Genomic DNA, 17,790 nt, shown 5'->3' on the forward strand with positions numbered 1-17,790 from the left:
CTCCGTCGGATTAATGGAAAGGGAAAAGGTTCAGAGACCGACGCCGGTGGATATCATGAGGAGAGCACCGACGAGACCGAAGATGGCCATTGTCTCGGCCATAGCGGCGAAGATGATTCCCTGGGTGAAGGTCTTCGGGTTCTTGGCGACGGCACCAATGCTGGCTCCAGCTATAATACCCTGAGGAATTGCCGAAAAGCCAGTAAGGCCGACGGTAAGGCCGGCACCAAAGAGTATTGCGCTCTTGACTATGTTGTCCATGTTGTTCGGGTCGGCAAACTTAAAGCCACCGCCAATGATCCCAGCGCTCATGAGTATCAGGAAGAGAGTGATGAGGCCGTATATACTCTGGGTCATTGGCAGGCCTTCCAGTATCAGAGCGTTCCTGAAGTTCTTTTCATCCTCTGCAACCGCTCCGGCAGCTGCTGCACCCGCAACTCCAACACCAAAGGCCGAGGCGGCTCCGGCAAGACCCGCCGCAAGGGCTGCTCCAAGGGATACGTAAACTATCGGATCCATTTTCCAGACACCTCCATCTTTTCATGCGTTTTCAACCTTAAGCGTTACCTCCGACACCTCCCTCCGGGACTTGAAGGGCTCGAAGGGCTTCCCCTCCCCGGAGTAGAAGGTGCCAAAGAACTCCACGTAGTGAAGGCGGAGAGAGTGAACAAATGCACCGAGTGCGTTTATAGCTGTTGAAAATATCTGCCCTCCAAAGAACAAAATCACGCCAATTATTGGCCCTATGTAGAGGGTCTTTACTCCCCAGATCATCTGAACCAGGACGTTTATGACCATCGCTATTCCACCGGTTGCAAGGGCAAGGGCCATTAAACGGGCGTAACTGAGCCAGGTTCCCACGAAACCGAAGAAGTCCGAGATTATCATCAGGGCCGCTAGGCCGCCGTTGTTCACTATCTCACCGATGGCGAAGAGGACTAAGCCCGTCCCAAAGAGAACCTTAGCAGAGCTAACGAAGGCCGGGACGTTCTTTCCTGTTGCGAACAGGGCTATTGCCAGTATTACGAGCATCCATGGAAGCTGGTCGAGGAGAGCTCCCTTCCTGTCACCGTTCTTCCACTTGACAATGAAGCCGAGGGTGTATCCAACGAAGAGATGGGCGAGACCAACGGCCAGGGCAAGTATGAGGACGAACATTGGATCCCTGAGTGGGTCAGCTATGCGCCACATCTGGAAGTCTGGATTTCCCGTCAGGGCCGCGCCCACTACGTCCAGCGCGTTCCCGAAGTAACTGCCGAATAGAGCGCCCATGAGCATCGTGAAGAACGAGCTCCAGAGGAGAGTGTAGGAGAACTTGTAGGTTCCGTCGTTGAACTTCCTGTGCCCTTTGACCAGCAGTGCAGCGACTATTCCAACGATGAGGCCGTACAGGAAGTCCGTGAGCATAAAGCCGAAGAAGAATGAGTACGTGAAAGCTATCAGCGGTGTCGGGTCGATCTCGTCGTACTTTGGAACGCCGTACATCTCGGTGAGCATCTCAAAGGGCCTGGCCCAGCCGGGGTTGTTAAGCTTTATCGGGATCTCATCGAGTTCTTCTTTAGCTGGCTCCCTGAAGTTAACGTAGGCTTTTCCATCTGTTACCTTAAGGATTCCTTCCCTTACTTTCTCAGCGTCAGCTTTTGGAACCCATCCGGTCAGACCGAATGTCATGTTCGTCCTTGCGAGCATTCCCAAGACGTTGGCCTTGTTTCTCTCGTTCTCAACAAGCTCAAGGTAGAACTTTACATCCTCGTAGTACTTCACCGCAAGCTCTCTGGCAAGTTTGTGTACTTCCTCAAGCTCTCTCTCCTTCTTACCAAGTTCCTCAGAGTATTTGCGAATAAGTTCTGCGGGTGTCCCCTCCCCCTCGGGAACATCGATTTTTTCAAAGGAGTGCTTGGCGAGGATCGGATTTATTTTGTTGTAGTCCCTAGAGAGAAAGGCAATTGCCAGAAGAACTGTGTCACCCTCCTCTTTAGGAACCATGACAATTTTACCGGAGGTTGCGTTTTCAAGCTCTTCCCTGAGAGAGGAAAGCCTGTTTCTGTCGATCGAACCGACCAGCACCTCCACCATTCCAGAGTGCCTTAGGTACGAGACATCAAGATTGAAAGCCGAAAGCCTCTCAAGGGTTCTAATGACGTCCTTTATCCTCTCGATCTCGGTGTTTATGGAACTCATCCTCGTTTCAACTTCCTTAACTTTAGGCTCGACTTCGGACAGGAACTTTTCTGTGTCCTTAATGAGTTTTTCTATGCCCTCGTAGGTATACTCACGCCTTTTCGGCATTTGGGGGAATAGGAAATCCTTTATTCCACCTTTTCCGCTGGGAAGGTGGGATTTAAGAAACTCGGCTATTCTTGACATAGTTATGCTGTACGAGGCGGCCCTGCGGTAGAACTCGTTGGGGGCATCTCTCTGAGCTATAGGAATGTCGGCCTCCCTGATCTCAACAACACCCGCCTCGTGGAGATAGGTGAGAAGCCTGTCCCTGTACCGTTCAAGACTTATTACCTCGACTTTGAGCATCGGAGCAGGCCGAAACATACTCAACTCCCTCTCACAAGTTCTAAGGCAATGGCGACGGCATTCTCAAAATTCTGAGTTGCTTTGATTTTCATGTTCTCTATCTCTTCCTCGCCCTCAGAGAGAATTCTCTTTGCCTCTTCCTCTCCCTCTTTCCGGGCATTTTCTACGAGCTTCTCGCCCTCAGCCCTGGCCTTAGCCAAAATCTCTTCCTCAATCGCGCGTGCATCTTCCTTTGCTTTTTCAATTATTTTCTTGGCCTCTTCCTTTGCTCGTTCTATTTTCTCTTCCGCCTCTTTTTCGGCATCGACAATGCGCTTGATGATCTCCTCCATGATCGGCCCCCCGTGATAGTTGAAAACAGTCCACCGTTCCGCTTTGGCTAGCCTAATTGTCTTTAAATAATTTGTGGTCTAACCGGAAGTGAGATAAAAAAAGGCCTCAAAAAACAGGTGGGGTGGTGAAAGATGAAAGACCTTGACGTGATCGGAATTGGCAATTTAAACTACGACATAATAATGCTTGTAGACCACTTTCCGGAATTCCACGAGAAGGTTAACGCCGAAAAGGCCTTCTTCGGCCTCGGGGGAGCGGCCGGAAATACAATAACCTGGCTGGCCCATATGGGTCTGAGAACAGGCTTCATCGGCGCCGTTGGGAACGACGAGATGGGTGAGGTCCACATCAGGTACTTCAGGAGAATAGGTGTGGACACGTCCAGAATAAGGGTTGTTAATGAGCCCTCGGGTATCGCGGTGTCGATTATTCACGGCGAGGACAAGAGAATAGTGAAGTACCCGGGGGCAAACAGGTTCAAAATCCTCGATAGGGAGTACATAGCCAGAGCCAGGCTGATACACCTCTCGTCCAACCCCGTTGAGACAATCAGAGAGGCCGTATCCATGGCAAAAGACGTTGGAACCCTTGTTTCTGTGGATATAGGTGAGGCAGAACTTCCGAAGGAAGTCGAAGAAAGAATAGACTACCTCATGATGAACGAGGACGAGTACCGGAGAAAATACGGCTCCCTGGACTTAAGCATCTGCCGGGCAAAAAATCTAGTGGTAACCCTGAACGGCGGTGGTGCGCTGATAAGGGGGGAGGACGGAGAGGAGAAGGAAATAAGGGGGCTTAGCGCCGAGGTAATAGACTCAACCGGGGCGGGGGACTCATTCGCGGCCGGAGTAATATACGGAGTCCTGAAGGGCTGGTCCCTGGAGGAGTCGGCCAAGTTGGGAATGTTGCTGGCTTACTTTACCGTCCAGAAGGTTGGTGCAAGGAGTGCAGTGATGCCGCTGGAGAAGATCGTGGAGGAAAGCAAAAGGCTGGGTCTTAATCTACCATTTAGTATGACCTGAGACAATGTTTTTCACGTGTTTTACCAGAGTATCGAGAAGATGCCCCTGCATCAACTCACTCTTCCCAAGAGGAATCTTTATTTAGGGTATCCCCACCAAATATCGTTGACTTCAACGCCCCTCATCGGAGGGTGGATTTGGAATAATCAAAAGCAGGTCTTCAGGGGAACCCTTAAAAATCCAAAGCCGAAGGGGATTAAGAGCTCAAGGCCCCGGAGGTGAAGCCAGTTGGAAATAGTCATTGACAACTTTAAACCCAAGGTAACCCGACCGTTTAAGAGAAAAAACGAGTACTGGATCAAGCTCATCCTTCCTGAGGGAGAGGAATACATAATGAAGTTCAAGAGTCCCCTGGAGGCAGAAGACGCTATATACGGCATGCTGGATGACCTCCAGGTCTACGGAGGCAAGGTAAAGCTGAAACTAAGGGAAGGAAACGTGATAGAAAAAATAGAGGTTCTCGAACTTTACAAGCCCTCGGCAAAGGAGCTCGTTGAGGAGTACTTCGGGGGCTGATCATCCTATTTTCCCCACGATCTTCTCAGCATCATCCAGTATCTTCTCCTCGTCCAAGGTCAGAACTTCCCTGTCGAGCATCAGGATTTTTCCATCTACTATAGTTGTCTCGACGTCGTTTCCGTTCGCTGAGTAAACGAGATGGCTGATAACGTTGTTTATCGGCCTTAGATGGGGCTGATTGAAGTCGATTATCGCCAAGTCAGCGAGATAGCCCTCCTTTATTATGCCAGCCTTTATTCCGAGTGCCCTTGCCCCGTTGAGTGTCGCCATTTTGAAGACTGTTTTCGCATCGGCCACCGTTGGATCGAGGTTGTGAACCTTGTGGAGAAGTGCCGCCAGCTTCATCTCCTCCAGCATGTCGAGGTTGTTGTTGCTTGCAGCCCCGTCCGTCCCAAGACCGACGTTTACGCCCGCGTTGATGAGCTTTTGAAGGGGCATGACTCCGCTGGCAAGCTTCATATTGCTGCCGGGGTTGTGGGCAACGGTAACGCCGTTCCTTGCCAGAATTTGGATGTCCCTGCTGTCGAGCCAGACGCCGTGCGCTATTATAACGTCGCTTCCAAGGAAGCCGATGTCGTCAAGGAGAACGACTGGACTCTTCCCATAGCGCTCGGTTATCTGGCCTATCTCAGCCATCGTCTCGCTCACGTGGATGGTTATCAGCCTGTTGTGCTCGCTCGCGAGCCTTCTGACCTCTTTCAGCAGGGCTATCGAGCAGGTGTAGGGCGCGTGCGGTCCGAAGACAAACTGAACCCTCTCGGAGTTCAGCTTTTCTATAGATTTCATCTCTCTGAGGGCTTCTTTTATCTCCTTCTCGGTCTTCTCCGGGTCGCCGAGATCTATCATGCCGTAGCTGAGGTAACCTCTAAGGCCGGAATCGAGAACCGCTTCCGCAACGGCATCCATGTGGAAGTACATGTCGAGGAAGGTAGTAGTGCCCGTCTTGATCATCTCGAGGGCACCGAGATAAGCCCCGACCTTGATGTATTCAGGGGTAAGCTTTGCCTCTCTCGGCCAGATGTGGTTCTGGAGCCAGTCCATGAGGGGGAGATCGTCTGCCAGGCCCCTGAGGAGGCCCATAGGGGAATGAGTGTGGAGGTTGATGAAACCTGGAGAGACCACCCTTCCACTCGCATCTATGACAGTATCAGCGGACTCGTTTATACCCTTCCTGACCTCGGCTATACTGTTTCCCTCGATGAGGACGTCGGCCTTAACTATCTCGAAGTCCTCGCCGTAGATTACGTACCCGTTCCTGATGAGAATGCTCATTGTTATCACCCGGTTTCCTTTTGAAAAGGTATGTTTCCGATGGAAGTTAAAAAGGTTGGGGGAAGAAAGTTTGAGGAGAAGAGGTCAGACGAACATGCTCTTCAGCACGTCGGCACAGCCGCACTTCCTCTCCTCGGGAATGCGCGGGATGGCCTTCTTGAGCAGTTCCTGAACCTTGTAGTTGTTCTCGGCCATGACCTTGAGCACTTCCTGTGCGTCCACAGGCTTCTCGGCCCAGACGTCGTAGTCGGTAACGGTGGCAATGTTGACGTAGCACATTCCCAACTCGCGGGCGAGATTGACCTCGGGAACCAGAGTCATTCCTATGATGTGGGCGTACTGCCTGAACATGAAGCTCTCAGCCCTCGTCGAGAAGCGCGGGCCTTCAATGCAGACGTAGGTGCCCTTTTCGTGGACGGGGAAGCCCAGCTCTTTAGCTGTCTCGTAGAATATCTTCCTCATCTCGGGGCAGAAGGGGTCGGCCATAGAGACGTGAGCAACCCTTGGCCCGTTGTAGAAGGTGTAGTCGCGCTTCTTTGTGAAGTCGATGAACTGGTCGGTTATGACGATGTCGCCCGGTTTGTACTCCTCGCGGAGAGAGCCAACGGCCGTTATTCCTATGACACGCTCGACGCCAAGCTCGTGGAGGGCCCAGATATTGGCCCGATAGGGAACCTCATGGGGCGGGAACTCGTGGTGTTTGCCGTGCCTCGGGATGAAGGCCACTTCAACGCCCTCGATTTCGCCTATTTCCACTGGAGCGGACGGCCTGCCGTAGGGAGTGTGCACCTTCACCGTCTCCTTCGGCTCGAAGACGCCGTAGACACCGGAACCGCCGATGATACCGATCTTCACCATAGACATCACCCTGTAAAAATACCGCCCGAGTTATTTAAGGGTTGCCTTTCCAGTGGAAATGAAACTCCGAAAATTTAATAACCTAAGGAAACTAAACTGTTATGGAGGTGAGAGTGATGGAGGATAAAAAACCGGTCAAGCTCGTTTTGCCGGAGGTGAAGAACCCGATCCTGATAGAAGGCTATCCAGGAATAGGGCTGGTGGGGCATATAGCGGCCAACTTTCTTGCAAAGGAACTGGGAATGGAGATGATAGGCTACGTTGAGAGTCCATTCATCCCGCCAATGGCACTCATCCTGGAGGGGAAGCCAAACCCACCACTGAGATTCTACGGGAAAGACAACATAATCGTTGCCGTTGCTGACATATACGTTCCTCCCACGCTGGTCAATGAGATAGCCTCGGAACTCGTAAACTACCTAAAGGAGATGAAAGCCGAGAAAGTCATCTCCCTGGGAGGAATAGGAATTGGGTTTCTCAAAGAAAAGCTCGAAGTGTGGGGTGTTGGAAGCAGGGAGGAGCTCAACAAGGAACTGGAGAATAACGGTGTAAAGATACTCCAGTACGGGTCAATAATGGGGATGAGTGGAAAGCTCCTCTGGGAGGCAAGCAGGAAGGACCTGGACGCCTACGCGCTCATGGGTGAAACCTTTGGGGACAGGCCAGACCCCAGAGCGGCGGCCAACGTTCTGGAGGTTGTGAAAAAACTCACAAACCTGGACTTCAGCACAGAACCGCTCCTTCAGGAGGCCAGAATGATAGAAGAGCAGCTCAGGAAGATGCACGAGCAGATGGAGCAGGCAAGGCAGAGGGCGGAGAAACAGTATGAGACGCTCTACCTGTGAGGTGATAAAGATGGAGGCAGTTATCCTGACGGGAATAGCGAGGAGGGTTTTGGACGAACTGATCCGAAACCCCTATAGAACAATAGAGCTCAGGAGTGCGAGAAACGTTTTAGCAGTTGAAGAAGCCCTCAAAGAAGCCCTCAAGCTCTTTCTAACCTACGACCCCTTCGAGGACGTTTCCACTGGAACCGAAGGCCTGCTGGCGGAGATCCTGGAGGCAAAGGAAATCAACACAAGGATTCCCTGGGAGGAAAGTGATGAAAGGGAGATAACAGTCTGCAGGGCAAAGGTTAAACTGGTAGGCCTCGGCAGGGTCGTTGAAGTCGAGAGGAGAGATGGAATCCTCGTGGCAAGGGTGAGAGAACTGTTCCCCCACGAAATGAGTATTGGTTAAAAGAGCCTGAGCTGTTTCCCCCGGGACTTCTTTTCCCGCTTGGGCGGCTGGAGCTTTCTGAATTCCAATCCCTCTTTTTCGAGGAGTTTTTTAGCTCCAGAAGTTAGAGAAGGCGCGACGAGGATTCCCCGAACGTTCTCGTACTCCTCCCTAAGGGTCTCAACGTAGCGCTTGAGCTGGCTTACCGCGTGCAAATCGGCCCTCCTGCGTTTTAGCTCTAAAACGACGATGTTCCCTTCCCTATCGACACCCAAGATATCAACTATACCGTGCTTTATTGGTTTCTCGCGGTAAAGGGGCTTAAATCCGGGCTCTATGACCTCAGGCTGCTCAAAGATTAGCTCGGCCATCTCGGCCTCGCTTCCGGTCAGGGCAAGCTCCTCGTAGTCTTCAGCATGGAAAACCGTTATGAGGTAGACTTCTTCCAACTCAACTTCAAGGGTCTCCCGGGGTTTCCGCCTAACGGAAACCAGAACTGGGTTTTCCCTAAGTTCGAGGTGGACTACACTCCCAGGAGGTTGCCAGTTCACAGGTTCTCTCTTTTTGCTCTGGTGGATTAGAAAGGAGCCGTCGGGCTTAACTATTATGACTCTGTCCCCAGAGCCAAGCTCGCTCTTGGCCCTGCCGTCGTAGTGAACCTTACAGCGGGCGAAGATGGTAAGCATACCCTCGGATGAAATCGCCGAGTCAACCAGGAGCTTTATTTCCTCTGGAGACGGATTGGCCTTAAACTCAACCTTGGGCATGGAGGTGAGTTGGAAAGGGGCTATAAAAACTAAACGTTTTTCAACGGAGAGAATAAACGAGAGTGAACACCTTGAGGAGGGCGTACGCAAGGAGCGTGAGGATGGGTAGGAGGAACAGGAGTCCTAGTCTCCGATTTTTGGGATATAAAAACATCCCAACGAGACCGTAAAGGGTGTTCAAGCCCGAGAGCAACAGGAAGTTCTCATACGAAGTAAGGTCGTTGGTATAAAGACCCACCAAAACCAGGAAAAGAGGGAAACAAGGGGGCCAAGGAGAATCCCTCTGGAACCCGGCGAGGATTCCTTCCTGATAAAACGCGCGTAGAGGAAGAGCGGAAAGTCGATAAACAGAAAGATCACCCCAAAAACACCGGAACACAGATCATCACGCATGCCATAGCGAAGTTAACAACGTAAACAATGCCCCTCTCAAATCCCATATCCACAATGATCCAGCTGAGGGAGCCCCACATCAGAATTACAAAAGCTATATCCCTTGCAGAGTCCTGGATAATCTTTAGATCGGTCTTATCGATAACGTTAGGAAGCTCCCTAAACCCGAATTTGGAATTATGCTCCCGCTCCAATCGCCTTTTGAATATGAAAAGGCCCATAACAAGCGCGATAAAGAAGGATATGACCGCCGTTATCAGTCCTGAAATGGTGATATTCATTTTCTGGGATGAAACCCGTGGAAAAAATAGAACAGTCCCCAAAAAGCAATCACAATTATCAACGGGACCAGCACGGCTTCCAGCACCAGCTTTCTTCCGGGCTTCATCTTAAATTCCCCTCTTGTATATTCAAAAAATTGAAACTTAAAAAGCTGAAGGAACATCACGAAATTAAAGAGAGCACAAAGACATATCCCAATATGGGATAAAGCGAGATATTCAAACAGAAGAAAGAGGAATAAATCAATCCTCAACGCCCTTCTCGGTTATCCTAAAGACAGCCTCGCCCTCGGGTAGATGGGGGCTGTCTATTAGTCTTGCAACCCTCTTCCCGGCCTTGCCCTTCCTCAGGTAAACCCTGAGGGTGGCGCTGTGCGCCAGGATGTGGCCACCAACGGGCCTCGTGGGGTCGCCGAAGAAAGCGTCCGGCTTTGCCTGGACCTGGTTGGTGACGAAGACAGCTATGTCGTAGAGGTCAGCGAGGCGGTGAAGGTCAGCAAGGTGCTTTGCCAGCTTCTGCTGTCTTTCTGCGAGCGTCCCCCTGCCGACGTACTCGCTCCGGAAGTGGGCCATGAGTGAGTCAACTACCAGGAGCTTTACGGGTCTGTCCGTCTCGGCTTTCTCTTTAATAATCTCCTCAGCCTTCTCCACCAAGAGCATCTGATGGTTGCTGTTGAATGCACGGGCGACGTATATGTTCTTGAGGGCCTCATCGGGATCGAGACCGCGGTTTTCAGCAATCTGCCTGATGCGCTCGGGTCTAAACGTGTTCTCCGTGTCAATCCAGATTACGGAACCGCCGAGTCCACCCTCCTCCGGCGGTTTCTGAACCATGACGGCAAGGGTGTGGGCCAGCTGAGTCTTTCCACTGCCGAACTCACCAAATACTTCTGTTATGGCTTGTGTTTCAATTCCACCACCGAGAAGCTTGTCAAGGGCTTTGCTTCCAGTGGAAATCTTGCCTATCGTTGTTCTCCGCTTCAGGTACTCATCGGCACGCATGAAAGTTCCTATGTTGGCTGCCTCCCTTGCGGCCTGAATTATCTTAAGTGCAGCACCTTCGCTTATCCCCGCTATCTCCTTGAGCTCAAGAGGAGAGGCAACTGCTATGGCCTCAATGGTATCGTAACCGGCCTCCCTAAGCTTCTCCGCCGTTGCAGGGCCGACTCCAGGAAGGTCCTCCAGCGTGGTGATCTTCTTGGATGACTTTGAAGTCTTTTCCTCAGTTTTCTCTTCTTCAGCCACTTCAAGCTCTTCAAACTCCTCAAGCTCTTTAATTTCATCGTTCTTCTTTCGTGCCATGATCATCACCACTAACTCATAACCCTGGAAGGGGGTAAATTTGGATGGTTATATACTTTTCTCAGATAAAGGGAAGAGGAAGAAAAATCCTGATAGAGCCCAACTACTTTCCAACAGGTTTCACAACGATCAGTTTGACCCCCTTAGGAATCAGTTTGTCCAGATCCGGATCCAGAATTGGCCGTTCAAGGTGATAGCCCAGGAGTGTAATGATTAAACCAAAACAGAGATTTCAAAACACCAAATAGATTCCTTCAACGCTGTATATAGATTAACCAAAATGTTCATATAGAACAAAACCCAATTCCTAACTATTCTATTAGTGTCAACTGCAGTTGGAGGTTATACACTCTATTCATCTAGAGCTCCAGAGAGAATAACGTTTGCAGTGGCAATACAGCCTCTCCCCGATGGGAAAGTGAAAATTCTGGCCAGCGGACCAGTAGAGAAGGTTCTGAATGAAAGATCTCACAACAGAGAATGGGCAGAATATCTGAAAAATGACAAGAATGTCCTCAAGAGCATACCGACACCAATTGTTATTTATTTCACGAAAGACAACAACATTGGCGTCGGGACCCCGAAAGGGGGGAAATTAACCTCAACAGTAGAGGTTCACTTACAAGAAATCCCTAAACTCAAATTTGACGGAACCTCAACAAGTCCAGTTCAAAGTCTGAATGTATCTGGTGATGTACTATCTGAGTGTCCTAAGGATTATGTCCCCGTATCCGACAGGTACTGCATATTAGACACCACTGACCAGGTAGTTTACGGATCCAACGCAAAGACCGAGATAGTCACTGAATGGGTTCCGTTCATGGGTTTGGAAGTTCAGACTTCCGGCAGTACTCCTATATCATCAATAGGAGCCAGCTGGGGCATATTACTTGACCACACTTCGGTTGCCACGTATACCATCAGTATTGTGAACATACCCATCGTAACCTTCGGGGACCCCTATAGCGGGGAATCCCTGTATATCACATACGGCCCAAGGGGAGGGCTCTACACGGACGATGGCTATGTAGAACGGTACATAAACCTCCCCCTCAAGTACCTTATTTTCAAAATGGAGCTACTGGGCTACGATAGGTACACCGGCGAACATCTACACATCCCAATAATGGGCACATATCCACTAGAGATCCTCCTCACGGGGGAATATATCTTGGAAAACGATGAACACTTAAATAGGCAGATAACCCCATCGGAAGGGCCAACGGGAGCAATTCTAACTAACCACCTAATCCAAACAGAATTCCCCAAAGATATGCAGGAGGCAGAGGAGATCGTAAAGACGGATAAGATTAGAGCGTATACAAATGTCGTCTTTGAGTTCCAGGGAGGGAGCCCACATTCATTTTATTCCGTACCCATTGGGGAACTCGGTATAACGAAAACACTAGAACTTGGAGAAGTCACCGTTCCACTGTCGTTGACTTTCTCATACGAAGAAAAATCCACCTCGGCGATAACCTACGCCTTGCACATAACGGGTGGCTCTCCTAACACAAGGTACAAAATCATAATTAGAAAACGAGATGTTAAACTTCCGGTAGAAGGAGACGTAGAGTTAGGCATGTACTTCACAAAAATATTATCAACAACACCAGCACCCGATCCAAATCCGCTACCCTGATTTGGAGACATCTTCACTTATACCAACGGGTCTAACGGCAAATAAAGGGACATTGTCCTCTTCTTTTTATTGGCTTCACTCCACTGGAAACAAAACCTCTTTTCGATGCCCATCTTAAAGACCCCCCAGAGTTTCATTTCCACTGGAACCAGGATTTGGAAAAAGGACGGACTAGCGAGGATTTACAAAGATACAGAAACTTTAACTCTAAGTTTGTGTATAGAAACCCCAGTTGGGTTCAATCAAAACTTAAATAATTTTTAAAAATATCCATTTATTGGGAACAATTTCGGCTAAATTCTAGACAATGTTCATAGAAAAAAATAAAATAGGAAAGTTGCATAGAAAATGGGAGTGTTTTCACCAAAAATTGACGATCCATTTGGGTGTAGCTAAAACCCGCTTCCAGTGGAAATGGAACTCTGGGGGACTACAAAACTATTTAACAATTAGATTTTTTCAAGCGTCGTTGTTTTCGTGAACTTCTCATATGTGCACCATAATGAACTTGTTTTTGTGTACATACCTGTTCATTTCTCGTCCATTGGAAATCCCTGCTCTGTGCTTCGGAGATTTTTCAAATGTAAAATATCATGAACATCTTTGTGCTTCTGCACTTGGGGATTTCCTTTGGAACACCCGGACTTCCCCTGAAGAACTCGAAGTGTGTTGTCATGAACTTGTTAAACTATCCGTTGTTGCCTGTGGAATAACTTCTCGATTTTGATTTCTAGATTTTCCGTGCACTTTCTTTTGAACAACCTCATGACAAGCAAAGGATATAAACCCCTCAATTGATATGACCTTGCTTTCCACTGGGTCTAATGCTTCCAGTGGAGATGGTCATGATATCCTGGAGAGTATCTCGTCAGTATGGCAAAAATATTTGTTAATAATTGGAGATTTGCATCTAATATGGTCTGAAATCTGATGATTTGGCGGCTGTTGAGTTTCACTTCCACTGGAGCTCGAATCGGTGAGGGCCATGAACGACTACCTGGGATCGATCTTTGAGAAGTACCTTCACGCAAAAAAAATATTCAAGAACAAAGAGGTTCTCCGGCATAGCTACACCCCTAAGGAGCTCCCCCACAGGAAAAAACAGATAGAGGAGCTTGCTCACATACTTGTCCCTGTTCTCCGTGGTGAAACACCCTCTAATGTCTTTGTCTACGGAAAAACTGGAACCGGAAAAACCGTTACCGTCAAGTTCGTTACCGAGGAGCTCAAGAAGATTTCTCAAAAGTACAACATTCCAGTTGAGGTCATCTACATCAACTGCGAGATAGTGGACACCCAGTACCGGGTTCTCGCGAACATAGTTAACTACTTCAAGGCCGAGAGCGGCGTTGAGGTTCCCCTTGTCGGCTGGCCCACAGATGAGGTCTATGCGAAGCTCAAAGAGGTCATAGACGCCCGCGAGCGCTTCGTTATTATAGTTCTGGATGAGATAGACAAGCTCATCAAGAAGAGCGGCGATGATATTTTGTATTCCCTTACGAGGATTAACACCGAGCTTTCCCGGGCCAAGGTTAGCATAATAGGAATCTCCAACGATCTGAAGTTTAAGGAGTATCTGGATGCCAGGGTTCTTTCTAGCCTCAGTGAGGAGGAGGTTGTCTTTCCACCCTACGACGCCAACCAGCTTCGTGATATCCTAATGCAACGTGCCAAAGATGCATTTAACGAAGGCGTCCTAGACGATGCTGTGGTTCCGCTCTGTGCGGCTTTGGCTGCGAGGGAGCACGGTGATGCTAGGCGTGCCCTTGATCTCCTCAGGGTTGCGGGGGAGATAGCCGAGCGAGAGGGGGCTAGTAAGGTCACCGAGCGGCACGTGTGGCTCGCCCAGGAGAAGATAGAACAGGATACTATGGAAGAGGTCATCAAGACTCTCCCGCTCCACTCCAAGGTCCTTCTCTATGCCGTGGTTCTCCTCGATGAGAACGGCGACCTGCCCGCGAACACTGGAGATGTTTACTCAGTCTACAAGATGATTTGCGATTACATTGATCTGGATCCCCTCACTCAGAGGCGCGTTAGCGATCTGATAAACGAACTCGATATGCTGGGAATCATTAACGCTAAGGTCGTTAGTAAAGGACGCTACGGCAGAACGAAAGAGATCCGCCTAAACGTCGTTCCCCAGAAGGTAAAGAAGATCTTTAGTGGAGAGGACCAGCTCAGGCCTCTTTTGGCAGTCAATCTCTCCCGTCAGAGGAGGCTGGTATGATGCTCGTTGAAGATTTAATCAAAAACCGCTACCTGATAACTCCTCCGGCTTACTACCTTCTTGAGCCGCACTATAAGAAAGACTTCACCTTGGCAGAGCTCATTAAGTTTGCCAAATCCGCCGGGACATTCGTAATCGACCTGACTCTTGCAGAGGAATTTCTTAAGGAGAAGGGTTTGATTTCCGGTGGAGCTACTGAGGAGATAGAAAACGAAGAATCTCAAATGGAAGAAGAAACGGGGGAACTTACATCTGTATCATCTCGAGATATTTCTTTATCTCAGCCAGACAGCGTTTTGCAGGCTTCAGAATCTTCCCCCAATGAAGACTCCACTGGCGAAGTGGGGGGTTATATTTCCACTGGAAAACCCTTACAATCTGGGACTTTTGGTACCTCTTCTGAAGTTTTGGAGGCTTATGAAGACCAAAATTATGGGGGGGAGAGTTTTGTTTCCACTGGAATTGAGGACACCGAAAACCTGCACGAAGATGCCGTGGATGGTGAAATCAGTGAGGACGTTCCAGTGGAAATCCCTGAGGAAGATGATGAAGATGAAGTTCTGCTGGAGCCCGAGCCTGAAAACGAGTACCTTGATTATTCAAACGGTGAAAACGGGAATGGCGATACTAGTCCAAGGATCGTCTACGGTGACTACGGAATTCCCATAGCCTATGTCGAGGAGGAGGTTCCCGAGGAGGAGACCAAGTCATACTCGGTATACTCTGACGTTCAAATAACCCCCAAGGAGAACTTTCACTACCTTGCTGCAAAGATCGAGGGGGATTACGCCGTTGTTTTCGACGTGAAAAACGTTAAGCTGAACCCGCCAAAGGCTAAAAACGCCTCTGGAAAAGAGGGGGAACTTCTGGTTGAGGCTTATCGCTCAATGTTCATATCCCGCCTCAGGAAGATGAGGCGCATCTTCCGGGAGAACCCCGAAATAGGTGGTATCATAGACATTGGAAAGCTGAGCTATATTCGGCCAGATGGTGAGATAACCGTTGTTGGGCTTGTGAACTCAAAAAAAGAAACCTCAAAGGGCTACGTTTTGGAGATAGAAGATGCCACAGGCACGGTAAAGGTTTTCGTAAACAGGGATCGTGAGGATTCCAAGAAGGTAATGGAGATCATGCACGACTCGGTTATAGCAGTTACCGGCAGGTACTCTGGCAGGGGGATGATCTTTGCCGAGAGAATTTATCTCCCTGATGTCCCCAAGTTCCGCAGAAAGCATGAGCCTCTAAAAGAGAAGGTCTATGCAGTTCTTTTGAGTGATATCCACGTTGGTTCCAAAAAGTTCTGTGAGGAGGCCTTCATTAAGTTCCTCGACTGGTTAAACGGTGACGTCGAAAACGAGGCCCATGCCGAGCTCGTCAGCAGGATAAAGTACATGATCCTTGGTGGAGACGTTGTGGACGGCATCGGCATCTACCCCGGACAGTACGATGAGCTGGCAATACCTGATATCTTTGACCAGTACGAGGCTTTGGCTAACCTCCTTCGGAACGTTCCCAAGCATATCCATATGTTCATCGGGCCCGGTAACCACGACGCGGCCAGGACTGCCCTTCCTCAGCCCGGTTTCTATGAGGAGTACGCGAGGCCCATTTTCAGGCTTAAAAACGCCACTATAATAAGCAATCCTGCTGTGATAAGGCTCCACGGAAGGGACTTCCTCGTTGCTCACGGTAGAGGAATAGAAGACGTTGTCAATGAGATCCCCAACAGAAGTCACCACAGGCCTGCTGAGGCGATGGTGAACCTCCTAAAACTCCGCCATCTGGCACCAACCTTTGGAGGGAAGGTTCCCATAGCCCCTGATCCTGATGATCTGCTGGTCATTGAGAGTGTTCCTGATCTTTTCCAGGCCGGCCACGTTCATGTTATGGAATACCGTATCTACAACGGTGTTTTTGTGATAAACAGCGGAACCTGGCAGGCCCAGACCGAGTTCCAGAAGATGGTGAACATAGTCCCAACTCCGGCCCGGGTTCCGATAATAGATGTAGAAACCGCCCGTTTGAGGGCTGTAATCCGGTTTGACCAGTTCTGTGAGGGGGTTTGATGATAAAGATTTAAATCTCCATAGAGGAGAGAGCTTGGATGGGGGGTTGTGAAAAATGGAAAATACGCAGGCTTTGATAGATATTATGGCGTGGATAACCGAAGGGGAATATACTTCAAATGAACTAAGACTTTTTGAGGATGCAAGACAGTTATATGAGCTTCAACTTGCTAAAATGGAATTTCTGAACTTCTCCACGAATCTTGATGAGTTCATTAAAAGAACAGCCTACTTCGAAGAAGTTCTCGGCAAGAAAAGCTGGCACTATTATATTAGCTCTGTGAAAGGGAAGGGCCAAATAGGGCATACTAATCAATACATGACCCATTGGTTTTACCCATATAAGGGCAAGTTCCACGGACAGATGGTTAAGGCCCTTATAAACTTTGCAAACGCTCGGAATTCAGATGTAGTTCTTGATCCATACCTTGGCTCTGGAACCACCCTCATAGAAAGCTCTCTCTTGGGTCTCCCGGGTAAGGGCGTTGAAATAAACCCTGCCCTTGCCATAATTTCCCAGATAAAACTCGATTCCTTGGGTATTTCGTATCCGGATCTCTCCAATGTGTTAACCCCGGCTTTGGTGAACGAAGCCTTTAAGTATTTTAAAAATCTCAAAGTCCAGCCCAATTCAATAAAACCAACTGTTGAAGAGCACCTTAACGCAAGGGAACTTCTTGAATTGCTTTGGGATTCGTATTTTCCCAGATCCCCGCTTCACGAACTTCCTTTTGAGTGGCGTAACTTTCTAATGCTGGTATATCTTCACGCACTTTCCGACTATACCTATCTAAAGGGGACCCGAAAGGAGAAATCCCTCCAGGAGTTCTTCCATGAGGATCTTCAAGAATACCTCAGAACGATTGAAGGTACTTACAATGTTATACATAAGCTTGGTATAGAGCTTGGCGATTACGACATCACAATCGGCTCGACACTCAGTCTTCCTTATCCCGATGAGAGCATTAAGGCAATAGTTACCTCACCTCCCTATAGCATTGCACTAGACTACATTAAGAATGACGAACACCTTTTGAAATACTTTGGAATAGATATCAGCGCTCTGAGAGATCAGATGATAGGTTTAAGGGGCAAGGGCAAAGAAAAGCTCGTGCTGTACGAGAGGGATTTACAGCGCAGTATTGAGGAGATGATCAGGGTTTTAAAACCTGGAGGTTGGGCTGTTATAGTTCTGGGTGACATAAGCATTAACGGAACACGCACGAACTTTAAAGACAAGATACTTAACTGGGGTGCCGAACTTGGTTGTTCCGAAGTCTTTGCCCTTGAAAGGGCAATTCTTGGAGGATTCGCCAGGCTTAGATTTGAGTATCTAATCTTCCTGAGGAAGTGATATC

Annotated in this window: 16 protein-coding genes; 8 read left to right on the forward strand and 8 right to left on the reverse strand. The window is 49.1% G+C overall.

Translation table 11 applies throughout. The features are described from left to right. Positions 1–30: 30 nt before the first annotated feature. Genes A3K92_RS09010 through A3K92_RS09020 form a run of 3 tightly spaced genes read right to left on the reverse strand, consistent with a single transcriptional unit; the run spans position 31 to position 2,861 of the window. Complete coding sequence (locus A3K92_RS09010) at positions 31–519, reverse strand: V-type ATP synthase subunit K (RefSeq protein ID WP_088885937.1); 489 nt, start codon at positions 517–519, stop codon at positions 31–33. Between the two features lie 21 nt (positions 520–540). Next, positions 541–2,547 carry a V-type ATP synthase subunit I gene (locus tag A3K92_RS09015; RefSeq protein WP_088885938.1) on the reverse strand — a complete coding sequence of 669 codons (2,007 nt, stop codon included), beginning with the start codon at positions 2,545–2,547 and terminating at the stop codon, positions 541–543. 2 nt (positions 2,548–2,549) lie between these two features. After that, positions 2,550–2,861 carry a V-type ATP synthase subunit H gene (locus A3K92_RS09020; RefSeq protein WP_088885939.1) on the reverse strand — a complete coding sequence of 104 codons (312 nt, stop codon included), beginning with the start codon at positions 2,859–2,861 and terminating at the stop codon, positions 2,550–2,552. A 132-nt stretch (positions 2,862–2,993) separates the two neighbouring features. Between A3K92_RS09020 and A3K92_RS09025 the strand changes: the two genes are divergently transcribed. Further along, positions 2,994–3,884, forward strand: a complete 891-nt coding sequence (locus A3K92_RS09025; RefSeq protein ID WP_088885940.1) for an ADP-dependent ribose-1-phosphate kinase — start codon at positions 2,994–2,996, stop codon at positions 3,882–3,884. A gap of 228 nt (positions 3,885–4,112) precedes the next feature. Then, positions 4,113–4,400: a hypothetical protein gene (locus A3K92_RS09030; RefSeq protein ID WP_088885941.1), complete on the forward strand. Its 288-nt coding sequence runs from the start codon at positions 4,113–4,115 to the stop codon at positions 4,398–4,400. Here A3K92_RS09030 and A3K92_RS09035 read toward each other — a convergent pair whose 3' ends face one another. After that, entirely contained in the window at positions 4,401–5,675 is a 1,275-nt protein-coding gene (locus A3K92_RS09035) for an amidohydrolase family protein (RefSeq protein ID WP_088885942.1), read from the reverse strand. Between the two features lie 84 nt (positions 5,676–5,759). Continuing rightward, the gene (locus A3K92_RS09040; RefSeq protein WP_088885943.1) at positions 5,760–6,533 is read right to left on the reverse strand and encodes an S-methyl-5'-thioadenosine phosphorylase; all 774 of its coding nucleotides are present in this window, start codon (positions 6,531–6,533) and stop codon (positions 5,760–5,762) included. Positions 6,534–6,649: 116 nt separating this feature from the next. Here A3K92_RS09040 and A3K92_RS09045 point away from each other — a divergent pair, with 116 nt between their 5' ends. Then, complete coding sequence (locus tag A3K92_RS09045; protein WP_088885944.1) at positions 6,650–7,378, forward strand: proteasome assembly chaperone family protein; 729 nt, start codon at positions 6,650–6,652, stop codon at positions 7,376–7,378. A gap of 10 nt (positions 7,379–7,388) precedes the next feature. Next, complete coding sequence (locus A3K92_RS09050) at positions 7,389–7,772, forward strand: DUF473 domain-containing protein (RefSeq protein ID WP_088885945.1); 384 nt, start codon at positions 7,389–7,391, stop codon at positions 7,770–7,772. Here the strand turns inward: A3K92_RS09050 and nucS are convergent. The 3 genes from nucS to radA all read right to left on the reverse strand — a co-directional run bounded on the left by nucS (position 7,769) and on the right by radA (position 10,494). Next, complete coding sequence (gene nucS / locus A3K92_RS09055) at positions 7,769–8,518, reverse strand: endonuclease NucS (RefSeq protein WP_088885946.1); 750 nt, start codon at positions 8,516–8,518, stop codon at positions 7,769–7,771. The two genes, A3K92_RS09050 and nucS, sit on opposite strands and share 4 nt — an antisense overlap. A 356-nt stretch (positions 8,519–8,874) precedes the next feature. Further along, positions 8,875–9,192 (reverse strand): hypothetical protein, encoded by a 318-nt coding sequence (locus tag A3K92_RS09655; protein ID WP_232460873.1) that lies wholly within the window; start codon positions 9,190–9,192, stop codon positions 8,875–8,877. Between the two features lie 243 nt (positions 9,193–9,435). After that, entirely contained in the window at positions 9,436–10,494 is a 1,059-nt protein-coding gene (gene radA / locus A3K92_RS09065) for a DNA repair and recombination protein RadA (protein ID WP_088885947.1), read from the reverse strand. Between the two features lie 322 nt (positions 10,495–10,816). Here radA and A3K92_RS09070 point away from each other — a divergent pair, with 322 nt between their 5' ends. The 4 genes from A3K92_RS09070 to A3K92_RS09085 all read left to right on the forward strand — a co-directional run bounded on the left by A3K92_RS09070 (position 10,817) and on the right by A3K92_RS09085 (position 17,786). Further along, positions 10,817–12,136, forward strand: a complete 1,320-nt coding sequence (locus A3K92_RS09070; RefSeq protein WP_157722457.1) for a hypothetical protein — start codon at positions 10,817–10,819, stop codon at positions 12,134–12,136. Between the two features lie 985 nt (positions 12,137–13,121). Further along, positions 13,122–14,366: an ORC1-type DNA replication protein gene (locus A3K92_RS09075; RefSeq protein ID WP_088885949.1), complete on the forward strand. Its 1,245-nt coding sequence runs from the start codon at positions 13,122–13,124 to the stop codon at positions 14,364–14,366. After that, positions 14,363–16,432 (forward strand): DNA-directed DNA polymerase II small subunit, encoded by a 2,070-nt coding sequence (locus A3K92_RS09080; protein WP_088885950.1) that lies wholly within the window; start codon positions 14,363–14,365, stop codon positions 16,430–16,432. The genes A3K92_RS09075 and A3K92_RS09080 overlap by 4 nt, the downstream gene beginning before the upstream one ends. A gap of 55 nt (positions 16,433–16,487) precedes the next feature. Beyond that, positions 16,488–17,786 carry a class I SAM-dependent methyltransferase gene (locus tag A3K92_RS09085; protein ID WP_088885951.1) on the forward strand — a complete coding sequence of 433 codons (1,299 nt, stop codon included), beginning with the start codon at positions 16,488–16,490 and terminating at the stop codon, positions 17,784–17,786. Positions 17,787–17,790: the final 4 nt, after the last annotated feature.

Source organism: Thermococcus gorgonarius, assembly GCF_002214385.1.
Lineage (GTDB): Archaea > Methanobacteriota_B > Thermococci > Thermococcales > Thermococcaceae > Thermococcus > Thermococcus gorgonarius.

Excerpts from the sequence above, each read along its gene's own strand:
- A3K92_RS09035 (WP_088885942.1), bottom strand. The coding sequence starts at position 5,675 with ATGAGCATTCTCATCAGGAACGGGTACGTAATCTACGGCGAGGACTTC.
- A3K92_RS09085 (WP_088885951.1), top strand. The coding sequence starts at position 16,488 with ATGGAAAATACGCAGGCTTTGATAGATATTATGGCGTGGATAACCGAA.
- A3K92_RS09015 (WP_088885938.1), bottom strand. The coding sequence starts at position 2,547 with ATGTTTCGGCCTGCTCCGATGCTCAAAGTCGAGGTAATAAGTCTTGAA.
- A3K92_RS09010 (WP_088885937.1), bottom strand. The coding sequence starts at position 519 with ATGGATCCGATAGTTTACGTATCCCTTGGAGCAGCCCTTGCGGCGGGT.
- A3K92_RS09075 (WP_088885949.1), top strand. The coding sequence starts at position 13,122 with ATGAACGACTACCTGGGATCGATCTTTGAGAAGTACCTTCACGCAAAA.
- A3K92_RS09045 (WP_088885944.1), top strand. The coding sequence starts at position 6,650 with ATGGAGGATAAAAAACCGGTCAAGCTCGTTTTGCCGGAGGTGAAGAAC.
- A3K92_RS09025 (WP_088885940.1), top strand. The coding sequence starts at position 2,994 with ATGAAAGACCTTGACGTGATCGGAATTGGCAATTTAAACTACGACATA.
- A3K92_RS09020 (WP_088885939.1), bottom strand. The coding sequence starts at position 2,861 with ATGGAGGAGATCATCAAGCGCATTGTCGATGCCGAAAAAGAGGCGGAA.
- radA (WP_088885947.1), bottom strand. The coding sequence starts at position 10,494 with ATGGCACGAAAGAAGAACGATGAAATTAAAGAGCTTGAGGAGTTTGAA.
- nucS (WP_088885946.1), bottom strand. The coding sequence starts at position 8,518 with ATGCCCAAGGTTGAGTTTAAGGCCAATCCGTCTCCAGAGGAAATAAAG.
- A3K92_RS09050 (WP_088885945.1), top strand. The coding sequence starts at position 7,389 with ATGGAGGCAGTTATCCTGACGGGAATAGCGAGGAGGGTTTTGGACGAA.
- A3K92_RS09655 (WP_232460873.1), bottom strand. The coding sequence starts at position 9,192 with ATGAATATCACCATTTCAGGACTGATAACGGCGGTCATATCCTTCTTT.
- A3K92_RS09040 (WP_088885943.1), bottom strand. The coding sequence starts at position 6,533 with ATGGTGAAGATCGGTATCATCGGCGGTTCCGGTGTCTACGGCGTCTTC.
- A3K92_RS09080 (WP_088885950.1), top strand. The coding sequence starts at position 14,363 with ATGATGCTCGTTGAAGATTTAATCAAAAACCGCTACCTGATAACTCCT.